Here is a 12045-nt window from a genome sequence, read left to right as displayed (position 1 = left end):
CATAGAAAAACCCATCACCGTCTAAAACTCCACTATCTGAGAACACCTGCGGGTGCATCTACCCTCACCGGCGCCCCGGCGTAGACTAGATACCCAAAGACGACTACCACCAGTTATCAAGGGGAATACAATGCCTGAACTGCGCTCGCGAACATCAACTCACGGCAGGAACATGGCTGGTGCCCGCGCGCTTTGGCGCGCCACCGGTATGGGCGATGACGACTTCGGCAAGCCCATCATTGCTATTGCCAACTCCTACACCCAGTTCGTGCCTGGTCACGTCCACCTTAAAAACATGGGCGACCTGGTCGCTGGCGCCATTCAAGAAGCTGGCGGCGTCGCCAAAGAATTCAACACCATCGCGGTGGACGACGGCATCGCCATGGGCCATGACGGCATGCTCTACTCCCTACCCTCCCGCGACCTCATCGCGGACTCCGTGGAGTACATGGTCAACGCCCACCGCGCTGACGCCCTGGTTTGCATCTCTAACTGCGACAAAATCACACCCGGCATGTTGCTGGCCGCCATGCGCCTGAACATCCCCACCATCTTCGTCTCCGGTGGTCCCATGGAATCCGGTGAAGGTATTGAGGGCGTTGTTGAGCACCGCCTGGACCTTGTCGATGCCATGTCGATGGCAGTGGATGAGTCCGTCACCGATGAGCAGCTTGCCCAGATCGAAAAGAACGCCTGCCCCACCTGCGGTTCCTGTGCTGGTATGTTCACAGCTAACTCCATGAACTGCCTCAATGAAGCAATTGGTCTTGCCCTGCCCGGCAATGGCACCACCCTAGCAACCCAGATCGCCCGCAAGCAGCTGTTCCTGGACGCCGGCACCTCCATTGTTAATCTTGCAAAGCGCTACTACGAGCAGGACGACGAGAGCGTACTACCCCGCTCTATTGCTACCAAAGAGGCTTTTGAGAACGCTATGGCGCTGGACGTCGCTATGGGCGGCTCCACCAACACTGTGCTGCACATCCTGGCGATTGCTAACGAGGCTGAGGTTGACTTTACCCTTCAGGATATCGACGATATTTCCCGCCGAGTTCCCTGCCTTGCCAAGGTAGCCCCTAACTCCACCAAATACCACATTGAGCACGTGCACCGCGCCGGCGGCATCCCCGCCCTACTGGGTGAGCTCAACCGTGCCGGGATGTTAAAGCAGAACGTTCATTCTGTTCACGCCGACAATTTGGACACCTGGCTGGGGGAGTGGGACGTCCGCTCCGGCACTGCCTCTGAACGTGCCAAGGAACTCTTCCGTGCAGCCCCCGGTGGCGTGCGTACCACCCAGGCTTTCTCAACCGCTAACCAGTACGAATCCCTGGAAACTGACGCCGAGAACGGCTGCATTCGCAGTGTTGAGCACGCCTATACCAAGGACGGTGGGCTGGCGGTTCTGCGCGGCAACATCGCCCTCGATGGTGCAATCATCAAGAGCGCTGGCATTGATGAGGAGCTCTTCCATTTCAAGGGCCGTGCCTTCGTGGTTGAATCTCAGGACGAGGCCGTCTTTGAAATTCTCTCCAAGAACGTTAAAGAGGGCGATATCGTCGTCATTCAGTACGAGGGCCCCCGCGGTGGCCCCGGCATGCAGGAAATGCTCTACCCCACCTCCTACCTCAAGGGTCTCGGGCTGGGTAAGACCTGTGCACTGATCACTGACGGCCGTTTCTCCGGTGGTACCTCGGGTATCTCCATTGGCCACGTCTCACCCGAGGCTGCTGCCGGTGGTACTATCGCCCTGATTGAGACCGGTGACGAGATCGAAATCAACGTGCACGAGCGCCTGTTGCAGGTCAATGTGCCCGATGGAGTGCTAGAAGCCCGCCGTGCTGCCAAGGGCCCCCTGCCTTGGGCACCCACCAAGCCCCGTGAACGTCAGGTGTCCAAAGCTCTGCGTGCCTACGCCATGATGGCGTCCTCAGCCGATAAGGGCGGGGTACGTGTGCTCCCTGAAGGTTACTAAGAGTTTTTACCTCCTAACCCCATAACCTATAGGCCGCCCGCCGTAACGCTCATGTTGCGGCGGGCGTCTTTTTTGATGGTAGAAAGTGAACCTGCGGTGGGGTGTCGTGTGGGCGGGTACACCTTTACCCGCTCCAAGTCCTGCCAGAAATTTTAAGAATGGCCGAGAAATTTAGTGAGACTACTTCCCAAAGTTCTGTCATGAATGTAATCTAGCTAACTATAAACCTGTGGCTTGAAATCCTCACTAAGAGAAATAGGGACGTCATGTCACACAAGACACCACAACAGATTGCGTCTGACGACGCCTTCGCGCACGAGGAAGCTGGTCTACACCAGGGTCTTGGCCGCCGTCAGCTTCAAATGATTGCCATGGGTAGCGCCATCGGCACCGGTCTTTTTTTGGGTGCGGGCTCGCGTCTCGAGTCTGCTGGCCCCTCCCTCTTCATTCTTTACGCTATTTGCGGTTTCTTTGGCTACCTCATTCTGCGTGCCTTGGGTGAGCTTATCGTCCACCGCCCATCATCCGGCTCTTTCGTGTCCTACTCCCGCGAGTTCTACGGTGAGAAAGCGGCCTATGTGTCGGGTTGGCTTTACTGGCTCAACTGGGCAATGACTCTGGTGGCAGATGCCACCGCCGTGGCGATATATATTCTCTGGTTCGGTCAGTACAGCGAGTTTATTGCGGGGCTGGATCAGTGGGTTATTGCCCTCTTCGTGGTTGCCTTTGTGCTCTTCTTCAATATGCTCTCGGTCAAGGTCTTTGGTGAGCTGGAGTTCTGGTTCTCCCTCATCAAAATTGGTGCGCTGGTCATCTTCATGATCGTGGGTATTTACATGGTTATCTTTGGCACCCCCACCGGAACCCCCACCGGCTTCTCGCTCATTGTGGATAACGGGGGGCTGTTGCCCAACGGCGTGCTACCTGCCCTCATTGTGGTGCAGGGTGTGGTCTTTGCCTATGCCGGTATCGAGTTGGTCGGTACTACCTCTGGAGAAACTCAGGATGCCCGCAAGGTCATACCTCAGGCCATCAACACCGTGATTCTGCGTATTGCGATTTTCTACGTTGGTTCTGTTCTCTTGCTCTGCCTGCTGCTGCCCTACACTGCTTACTCCGCAGGTGTCTCGCCCTTTGTTACCTTCTTTGGTTCTATTGGGGTGGACTACGCGGCTCCTATCATGCAGCTGGTCGTTATTACCGCAGCGCTTTCCTCCCTTAACGCTGGGCTTTACTCCACCGGCCGCATCATGTATTCCATGGCTCAGGCTGGTTCTGCCCCTGCATTTGCCGGCAAACTAACGAAGAGTGGTGTGCCTTTCGGGGGAATCGTGATAACCGCTTTTGTTGCAGTTGCTGGTGTCTTCCTCAACTTTGTAGTCCCCGAGAACGCTTTTGAAATTGTGCTCAACATGGGTGCCCTGGGTACCATGGCGGGCTGGGCAGCTATCACCCTATCCCACATGAAATTCATCAAATTGACTAAGCAAGGCAAGTATGTGCGCCCGGACTACCGTGCCCCCTTCTCACCGGTGAGTGACTGGCTTGTCCTTGTCTTCTTGGCTGCTGTACTTGTACTGATGGCTATTGATTACCCGGTAGGTACCTGGACGCTGGGTACCTTCCTGCTGATGGTCCCCATCCTGATTATTGGCTGGTTCCTGGTCCGTAAGCGAGTCAACGAAATCGCCCGGGTGCGCGAGGGCTACACCGGTGACTTCCCTGTGGTCGCCCACGTCCCTTCGGCTGATACTTACCTGGAGCGTCAGCGCGGGGCCGTGAACGTCCATGAAGATTTCCCTCAAGGGGACTCTGAACAGCGCGACGAACGTTAGCTGGTTACCGTCAAGAAGGGCGGGCACTCGTGAAAGAGTGCCCGCCCTTTTAGCGCGTGGGAAGCTTGGTTCATCAGCTACCTGCTAATAGTGCGTAACAGCAGGCTAGATTCGGTGTTGACCACACCCTTGACTGAGCGGATATGGTGCAAGACTCGATCAAAATCCGGTAAATCACGGCAGGCAATTTCAAGGACTAAGTCCCAGTGGCCGTTTGTGGTGTGCAGGGCTGTTACCTCGGGAATACCACGCACATCCGCGATGGCTTGGCTGGAGTTCTTGCGTTCAACAATCACCATAGAGATGGCACGTACACCCGGCTCCAGGGCATCTGAAGCGGTACGCACCGTGTAACCTACGATGATTCCCTGTGTTTCCAGTTGCCCCATCTTCTTGGTCACCGTTGCGCGCGTAACACCAAGTTTCTCGGCGAGCTGCGAAACGGGTGCTCTGCCGTTAGAGCGGAGCTCGGTGAGCAGTCGATGTTCTAGGTCGCTTAATGATCTCATGTACATAATGCTAACTCTGTATATGCAATCTGCTCTTCACCCTACAAAAAATGCACATTTTTGAGGTACCGGTGGTGGGTAAAGCGGAGTATCGTTATCGAGGTCACAGGTTTATGTTTAATTCCGTTCAAACTCAAGGAGGAGTTTTCTAGAATGGTTCAGTTTGTTAACGTCACCAACATGGCTCGTTGGATTCAGCGCGAAAGCGTTGAAAAAATCATCGGTACCATGATTGACTATCTAGAACGCGACTTCAAGCGCTGGGAAAAGTTCGACAAAATTGCTCGCGTTGCCAGCCACACCCCCTTCGGTGTTATCGAGTTGATGCCCACTTCAGACGGCGAAGAGTATTCCTTCAAATACGTTAACGGGCACCCTTCAAACCCTGCTCGCGGCTTCCAGACTGTTACCGCGTACGGCATGCTGGCGGACGTTGATAATGGCTATCCCACCTTCATTTCAGAAATGACTCTGCTGACCGCCCTGCGCACCGCTGCCACCTCAGCTATGGTCGCTAAGAAACTGGCTCGCCCTGACTCGCGCACCATGGCCATGATTGGTACCGGCTCTCAGTCTGAGTTCCAGGCACTGGGCTTCCGCGCTGCTATGGGCATTGAAGACCTCGTCATCTTTGACACCGACCCCGAAGCGATGGATAAGTTCCGCCGTAACATGGAGCCCCTGGGCTTCCGCATCCGCCTTACATCCTCAGTGGACGAGGCAGTAGATGGCGCCGATATCATCACCACTTGCACCGCTGATAAAGCGCAGAACACCATCCTGGCCCGCCACCACGTCAAGCCTGGCGTGCACCTTAACGCTGTAGGCGGCGACTGCCCCGGCAAGACCGAGCTGGATGAGCAGATTGTGCGCGACTCTACCGTCTTCGTTGAATTCCCGCCCCAGACCCGTATCGAGGGCGAGATTCAGCAGGTTGAAGAGGGCTTTCCCGTGGTGGAGTTCTGGAAGGTTCTAACTGGCGAGGAGCCTGGCCGCCGCTCAGCTGAAGAAATTACTCTCTTCGATTCGGTAGGCTTCGCTATTGCTGACTTTGCCGCCTTGCGATGTGTGCGCGACTTGACCGCCGGCACCGAACTGCAGGACTCCATTGAGCTTATTGCTGACCCTGAGGACCCCAAAGACCTCTTCTCCCTGGTTGGCTCTCTCAAACCCATCAGCTAATAGGGCCCGCTCAACGCTAAGGACGCCCGCCGCAACAGTGACGTTGCGGCGGGCGTCCTTATTTTTTCATGATAGAAAGCCAATCTGCTGTGCGCCCACCTACTGGGCACAACCTGACCTACCCCGTTGCTTTTACTCTGTTCCTCTAGTCTGTTGGCTAATCGTTGATGGGGTGGTATAGCTTTAAAGCGTAAGTAAAACAAAGATAGACACCCCCATCGGAGGTGAATAATGTGGAAATTACACCTGCACAAATCAAAAAGTGCGAGCTGACTTGGGAGCCCCCGGATTATACGAGCTCCTACCCGGCAGGGTTTACTGAGCAGGGCGTAGCCGTTATTGCGGTCATTATGGATCAGGTGCGCGCGGCAGGGGACTGCCATGTTGGGCTGACCACTCTTATTTATGTATCGCGTGAGAACGGTGACCGTGAGGTTATCGAGTGTGAGCCGATTGCTGAATCATTGACACACTCGTTGATGACTCCCTGCGATGAGGTGCATACCGATATGCTGGGTCGCGCTATTGTGGCGGCTATTCAGGCGGTTCCGGCTGAGTACAAGACCAATCTGATGACAGCGGCTGCAGATAAGCATTACCTCAAGCTGCTCTTCCGTAAGCTCCCCGTCTTCAAGAGTTTCTTGGAGTACCGTTCTTTGGATAAGGTGATGAACCCCTATGAGGTTCACTCGCTGGGGGAGATTCACGTGAAGCTTATTGGCACTCAGGCAGGTGAGCTGATGCCGCACCTCATGGACGAAGCCTCACGTCTAGCTCATGACGAGTTGGAGAAGCACACTGCCCCTCTGCCTGTCGAGAAGCTCGTGGAGTACAGTGTCTTTACCGACTGTTCTTTCAGAGCGACCAATAACAAGCGCTACCTTAAGGGTGGGCGTATGGGCATAGGCGGCGTGAGTGAAGACGGCTTCTTCTTTCACTCCCATTACGATGCCACCAATATTATGACCGGTGAGCTTTCTGCCATGCTGGCTGCCTTCAACATCTTTTACCACGGTGGTCGACAGCTGATTATTCACACTGACTCGCTGGGCGCCCTGACCTTTGTGTTGCGGCTAGCTCATAACCGCTGGTGTTATAACCAATGGGTTACTGAAGGCGTGCAGAATCAGCAGGTCATTGATGAGATGCAGAAACTCACTGAGGCAATCCGCGAGCGCCGAGTTCTGGTGAAGCACATTCCTGGGCATTCCGGTCACGGTTTGCAGGAGTCTTCTGATTCGGTCTCTAAGATGCACCGCCACTTCCCGGGGCAGATTGTTGATAAGACCAATGTAGGCGAGTTCAATAAGCGCTGTGAGTCTATAATTACCGCGCTGTCTGGCTGTGAGAAGGCACTGCGCCTGCCCTGCCCTGACTGGGTGCAGATTAAGGCCTCCAGTGTGCACACTAAGAACAGGCTTTGGAAGTAACTGAACCCAAGAAAAGTAAGGACGCCGCGCCCAGGCTGGGTGCGGCGTCCTGCCATGAGTTTTATGAGGGTTTAGTCTGCGATGAGGTGGATTGCAATGATGAAGAGGGTGAGCAGGAAACCTACGCTGTAGTTAATCCACAGAAAATGGCGCCAGCCTCGATTGGTTTTCATAGAGGTGTCGTCGGTGATGTGTATAAAGGGTGCTGCCATCGCAATGTAGGGAGTGACTAGAACAGCGAGAAGGCTGATGGGCCAGCCCGCGAGGAGTAACAAAAGCCCACTGAGGGCCCAGAAGCTTACGGCAAGGCGTACCGTGGTACAGGCACCGAGCACGGTGGCGATAGAGCTGAGCCCCGCTGTACGGTCTGGGAGGATATCTTGCACTGCCCCAAAAGCGTGAGCTGCCATGCCCCAGGCTAAAAAACTCACCATGATGAATATAAGTGAGGCAGACCAGGGGGTGCCAGTCAAGAAGACGGCATAGACGGCTGGGCCCACGAAGTGGATGCTAGAAGTCAAGGAGTCTAAAAATGCACGTTCTTTGGTGCGCAAGGGAGGCATGGAATAGCCCACCACGTCGAGCATTAGTAGGGCTAGGAAAAGGCCAGCTACTAGCGGTGACCCCCACCAAAGATAGAGGACGAAGGGTAGGGAACACAGACCGCAGGCCAGCAAGACTGCCCGGTGACTTTCAGGAGGAAGCAGAGCTCCCTCAACCCCTCCTTTGCGGGGGTTAGCGAGGTCTGAGGCGTAATCGAAGACATCATTAACCCCGTACATGACCAGATTGTAGGGTACGAGGAAGAAGAAGGTGCCAACCACTAGCGTGAGATCAACGGAACCGGTCAAGAGGTAGTAGGTCAGAGCGAAAGGGTATGCAGTGTTGACCCAACTAATGGGGCGTGAGGCAACGAAGAGCCGCTGGAACAGAGATAATACTGTCACCGCTAGCTCGCTTTCTGTGGGGGTCTCTGGCGAGCGAATCTTTTATTGAGGACTTCGAACCACATAGGCAACACCAGAGCGGTGAAGATGGGGTAGCTAAAATCTTCCAGTGGTACGAGGCCTAGTGTGATATTGGAGAAGTTCTCTTCGGGATATCGACATAAATCAACAGCGATCATGATGTTATCGAAGATCAAGGTAAGGGTCAGCATCACCAACAATGTGAGAGCCATAGCCGCCAACGGTAAACGCTGAGACTGACGGCGCAGAACCACCGCTCCGAGTAGGGTGAGGGCAACCGCTAGCCCGACGACGATCAATGCCAGCTGGCTATAGGGGCTCACGCCTGCACCTCGCTGGCTGACTCTTTAGGAGCTAAGCCCTCTCTACTTCGTCGAGTTTCTACCCATCTGTTGAGCAGCCCATAAATGACCAAGGTGCAGTACCCCAGAAAAGCCAGAAAAATAGGCTCTTCAAGGGGCATATGCGGGGTGAGCCAGATACCCAGAAGATAAGGGGACTCACCCCGAACAAAAATAGCGTGCTCTATGGCATAAAAGTCGACGATGATGAGGGCAGCCACCCCAAAACCTACCATCAGCACGGTACTAAGGGCCCTCCGGAAGAGCGCCACCTTAAACCGGGCATCCAGAATCACCATGCCAGCGATGGAGCCTAAAAGTGCTAAGAGATAGAGCCAATTCATAGGCTCTTCAACGCCTTCATGCTTTTATCACCCATCATTTCTTTGACCACTAGCTCAGCACTAATCAGACACATGGGTACCCCAATTCCGGGGATTGTAGATGAGCCGGCAAAGAGCAGGTTCTTTACCTTCTTGGACCTATTGCTAGCACGGAAAACCGCGCTCTGGGTGAGGATGTGAGAAGGCCCCAAAGCGGTGCCTTTCCATGCCCCCAGTTCATGCTGAAAATCTGCAGGTGACACGGTACGGCGTACCACTATACGCTCAGCTAAGTCAGGAATATTAGCCCACTCTGCTACCTGCTCAATGGCTCGGTCTACAAAGCGTTCAATCTGCTCGTCTCCGGTGCCATCTTCACCACCGTGGCCGAATTCTGGACGCGCAGCCACGGGAATTAGTACAAATAAGTTCTCATAACCGTCAGGGGCAACTGACGCATCAGAGGCGCTGGGCTTACCGATATAAATTGATGGGGTTTCAGGTAGCGTGTTGCCTTCAAGCTCAGCAAAGCCTTTTTCCCAGTCATCAGCAAAAAAGAGTGTGTGGTGTGCCAGCTCGGGAAGCTCCCCTTCAACGCCCAGCATCGCGAGCACCGCTCCAGGTCCACTGTCTGCCTTAGCCCACCAGCGCTCGCTATGATCGCGGTTTTCTTTGTCAAGAAGCTGATGTTCCACAAAATGTAGGTCACACGCTGCTACCACGGTATCCCCGTAGATACGATGTCTCTCACCTGAGCTGTCGATATATTCAACGCCCCCTGCTACGCCCTCGTCCACCAGTATCTTTTGGGCATCAGCGCCGGTAATGATAGTTGCCCCGGACTGGCGGGCTAGAGTCTCGATGCTCTCTACCACGCGATTGAATCCACCCTGTGGGTAGAGAACCCCTGCATTTACATCCAGATGCGTCATCAGGTGGTACATAGCGGGGGTTTTTAGGGGTGAGCCACCTAAAAACACAGCTGGGTAGCCCAGCACACGGCGCATCCGTGGGTCTGCTGTATGCGCCTGAATCTTCTGATCCAGTGAGCGGCTGAGCAGTCCCACCAGTTGAGGGAGCCGGCGCAGGACGCTGGGGTGAACCAAATCCTTAGCCGAACGGAAAGATCCGTAGAGAAAGCGCTTCAAAGCGATGTTGTAGGTATCGCGGGCTGATTCTACGTAAGCTGTGATCCCCTCCCTGTGCTCGGGGTCTAAGGCCACGAGCGACTCAAATGCTTCAGCGGTTCCTGCTAAATCAAAAGGCTCTTGCTGGCCCTCGAAGTAGGCGCGGTAACCTGGGTCAAGGCGGCTGAGGTCCAACTGCTCAGAGGTGCTGCTGCCCATCAACTCGTAAAAATGGTCAAAAACTTCGGGCATCAGATACCAGGAAGGGCCTGTGTCGAACCTGAACCCCTGTTTTTCCCAGGAACCCGCGCGTCCTCCCGTGGTTTCTTTCTTTTCAAGAAGAGTGACGGTGTGCCCCTGACGCCCTAACAGCGCGGCCGCCGCCAAACCAGAAATACCTGCACCAATAATGACAATTTGCTTCATAGCGTTGCTTTCGATAGTGGCATCAGTTCTTTGCCAATTAACCGTAATTTTGTCGGGGTGGAAAGAGAGAAACGGCGATGTTCAATATCACGAACGGAGGCCGCTTGAAGCTGTTCAAGCAGGTGCTTGTAGAGAGCTGTGGCGCTACGGACAGCGTACCGGGCACGGCGTGGCAGAGCGTCGATACCGGAGCGTGCATGTGCTAAATCATGCTCGATATCGGCGATGATCACCCCCAAGGAGTCTTCATTAAGTTTGCCCTCCACGTGAGGAAAATAGTTTCGCCCCAAGCGAGTTGAATCATCAGCGTAGTCCCGTAAGAAATTTATTTTCTGAAAGGCCGCACCCAATGCTCGAGCCGCCCCCTCAAGTTCCTGCCGCTGAAGAGGGGGGCAGGGATTATCTTTAAGAAAAATGCAGAGACACATCAGGCCGATAACCTCAGCTGAACCGTAAATATAGCGCTGGTACTGTTCATCGGTGTCGAAGTTGACCTCATCAAGGTCCACGCGCATGGATTCAAAAAAGGGCCGGGTCAGGTCAGCTGTGATGCCGCAGGCACGAGCCTCTCTGGCGAAGGCATGCACCACCAGATTGCTACTGAAGCCGGTAGATAATGCAAACTCGACCTCACGTTCTAACACGTCCAAAGCCTGGCGCTGTTGGCTTACGGTGAGCCCGGCATCAGCAGCAGTACCATCAACAATTTCATCGGCAACTCTCACCAGGGCATAAATGCAGGCGATAGAAGTGCGCATAGCCGACGGGTAAATGAGACTCGCCAGCCTAAAGGAGCTAGAGTAGACCCCAATCACCGGGTAGCTACTACGCCGTGCGGCTAAGGAATAAAGCCCCAGACGGTCAGTGTGATTCATGAGAGACGACCCCCTAGAGTGGTGGTAAAGGCTAGAAGATGTTCTTGCAGAGCGGGGGGAAACTGTGCCTGTCGAATCTCCTGTGAACATGAGCTGATGTAGGTGTTAACTAATTCCTCGGTGCGCTGGCGCGAACCACTAGCTACCAAAAATGCTCTGAAACTATCTATTTGTTCCTCTGTGGCGTTAGGGTCAGCCCACAAATGCCGATATTCCTCCCATCCCTCATGCTGCCGGGCGTAGACAATAAGCATCGTTTCTTTGCCCTGCACAATATCGGTGCTGGCTGACTTTCCGGTTACTGAAGGGTTCCCGAAGGCGCCCAGGAGGTCATCGGTTATCTGAAAAATCTGCCCTAGGGTGTCGCCAATGCGAGAAAGCGTGTGAAGGTGGGCTGGTGGTGCATAAGCCAGAATAGCCCCCATCAGGAGCGGGGCTTGAAAACTGTAGACAGACGTCTTCCGATGCATCATCGTCCGCAAATCCTCAAGGGTCGGTGTTCTAATACCCAGCCCATACGCCAAATCTAGCTGTTCCCCACTCGCTGCATACTGCACGCTCTCCTCAAAAACAGATAGCAAGTGCTCTCTCACCTCGAAAGGAACATCGATTAAGGCCATAAGCTTGTAGGCAAGGGAAATCAGCAGATCCCCTCCTAGCAGAGCGTTAGCCTCACCCCAGCGCTGAGCGATATTAGATGGATGGTTTTCATGCAGGGCGGCATCCCGAAAAACCTGAATAGAGTTGGGGTGACCGCGGCGCTCAAGATCCTGATCAACAATGTCATCGTGCATAAGCAGAGCGATGTGCAATAGTTCTAGCGCAGCAGCGCTTTTTAGTGCGGCATCATGAGCGATTCCATCGTAGGCGTCAAATACGGTGAGAAGCAGGGTGGGGCGGATTCGTTTACCCGATGCGCTGAGCGTTGCAATACTCAACCATAGTTGCTCATAGAGCGGCCCCATAGAAACCGCTGATCGAGTATTTAACTCAACAAGCTGGGAAAGGTAGTTTTCAAAGGACTGCTGGGTTTTTACCGGTGGAGCTAGCACTG

11 protein-coding genes are annotated in these 12045 nt (G+C 54.4%); 4 read left to right on the top strand and 7 right to left on the bottom strand.

The genetic code is table 11. The annotated features are described in order from the left end of the window. Positions 1–130: 130 nt before the first annotated feature. Together ilvD and ABD982_RS08475 are read left to right on the top strand one after the other, a co-directional pair. Entirely contained in the window at positions 131–1975 is a 1845-nt protein-coding gene (gene ilvD, locus ABD982_RS08480) for a dihydroxy-acid dehydratase (protein WP_345446441.1), read from the top strand. Positions 1976–2241: 266 nt separating this feature from the next. Further along, complete coding sequence (locus ABD982_RS08475) at positions 2242–3810, top strand: amino acid permease (RefSeq protein WP_345446439.1); 1569 nt, start codon at positions 2242–2244, stop codon at positions 3808–3810. A 77-nt stretch (positions 3811–3887) separates the two neighbouring features. Here the strand turns inward: ABD982_RS08475 and ABD982_RS08470 are convergent, their stop codons facing one another. Beyond that, a complete protein-coding gene (locus ABD982_RS08470; protein WP_345446437.1) occupies positions 3888–4319 on the bottom strand; it encodes an Lrp/AsnC family transcriptional regulator in 432 nt (143 codons plus the stop codon). Between the two features lie 153 nt (positions 4320–4472). Here ABD982_RS08470 and ABD982_RS08465 point away from each other — a divergent pair, with 153 nt between their 5' ends. Together ABD982_RS08465 and ABD982_RS08460 are read left to right on the top strand one after the other, a co-directional pair. Continuing rightward, positions 4473–5501, top strand: a complete 1029-nt coding sequence (locus ABD982_RS08465; protein ID WP_345446435.1) for an ornithine cyclodeaminase — start codon at positions 4473–4475, stop codon at positions 5499–5501. Positions 5502–5734: 233 nt separating this feature from the next. Continuing rightward, on the top strand, positions 5735–6931 hold the full coding sequence (locus ABD982_RS08460; RefSeq protein WP_345446433.1) for an RNase H family protein: 1197 nt from the start codon (positions 5735–5737) through the stop codon (positions 6929–6931). A gap of 71 nt (positions 6932–7002) precedes the next feature. Here the strand turns inward: ABD982_RS08460 and ABD982_RS08455 are convergent, their stop codons facing one another. Genes ABD982_RS08455 through ABD982_RS08430 form a run of 6 tightly spaced genes read right to left on the bottom strand, consistent with a single transcriptional unit; the run spans position 7003 to position 12043 of the window. After that, complete coding sequence (locus tag ABD982_RS08455) at positions 7003–7878, bottom strand: prenyltransferase (RefSeq protein WP_345446431.1); 876 nt, start codon at positions 7876–7878, stop codon at positions 7003–7005. 2 nt (positions 7879–7880) lie between these two features. After that, a complete protein-coding gene (locus ABD982_RS08450; protein WP_251380315.1) occupies positions 7881–8222 on the bottom strand; it encodes a lycopene cyclase domain-containing protein in 342 nt (113 codons plus the stop codon). Further along, positions 8219–8584 (bottom strand): lycopene cyclase domain-containing protein, encoded by a 366-nt coding sequence (locus ABD982_RS08445; RefSeq protein ID WP_345446428.1) that lies wholly within the window; start codon positions 8582–8584, stop codon positions 8219–8221. Before ABD982_RS08445 ends, ABD982_RS08450 begins: the two co-directional genes overlap by 4 nt. After that, on the bottom strand, positions 8581–10116 hold the full coding sequence (gene crtI / locus ABD982_RS08440; protein ID WP_345446427.1) for a phytoene desaturase family protein: 1536 nt from the start codon (positions 10114–10116) through the stop codon (positions 8581–8583). The genes ABD982_RS08445 and crtI overlap by 4 nt, the downstream gene beginning before the upstream one ends. After that, the gene (locus ABD982_RS08435; RefSeq protein WP_345446425.1) at positions 10113–10991 is read right to left on the bottom strand and encodes a phytoene/squalene synthase family protein; all 879 of its coding nucleotides are present in this window, start codon (positions 10989–10991) and stop codon (positions 10113–10115) included. Before ABD982_RS08435 ends, crtI begins: the two co-directional genes overlap by 4 nt. Continuing rightward, entirely contained in the window at positions 10988–12043 is a 1056-nt protein-coding gene (locus tag ABD982_RS08430; protein WP_345446423.1) for a polyprenyl synthetase family protein, read from the bottom strand. Before ABD982_RS08430 ends, ABD982_RS08435 begins: the two co-directional genes overlap by 4 nt. Positions 12044–12045 lie beyond the last annotated feature (2 nt).

The organism is Rothia endophytica (genome assembly GCF_039543885.1).
GTDB lineage: Bacteria > Actinomycetota > Actinomycetes > Actinomycetales > Micrococcaceae > Rothia > Rothia endophytica.
This window is presented reverse-complemented; position numbering and strand designations above follow the sequence as displayed.

Excerpts from the sequence above, each read along its gene's own strand:
- ABD982_RS08435 (WP_345446425.1), bottom strand. The coding sequence starts at position 10,991 with ATGAATCACACTGACCGTCTGGGGCTTTATTCCTTAGCCGCACGGCGT.
- crtI (WP_345446427.1), bottom strand. The coding sequence starts at position 10,116 with ATGAAGCAAATTGTCATTATTGGTGCAGGTATTTCTGGTTTGGCGGCG.
- ABD982_RS08475 (WP_345446439.1), top strand. The coding sequence starts at position 2,242 with ATGTCACACAAGACACCACAACAGATTGCGTCTGACGACGCCTTCGCG.
- ilvD (WP_345446441.1), top strand. The coding sequence starts at position 131 with ATGCCTGAACTGCGCTCGCGAACATCAACTCACGGCAGGAACATGGCT.
- ABD982_RS08445 (WP_345446428.1), bottom strand. The coding sequence starts at position 8,584 with ATGAATTGGCTCTATCTCTTAGCACTTTTAGGCTCCATCGCTGGCATG.
- ABD982_RS08470 (WP_345446437.1), bottom strand. The coding sequence starts at position 4,319 with ATGAGATCATTAAGCGACCTAGAACATCGACTGCTCACCGAGCTCCGC.
- ABD982_RS08465 (WP_345446435.1), top strand. The coding sequence starts at position 4,473 with ATGGTTCAGTTTGTTAACGTCACCAACATGGCTCGTTGGATTCAGCGC.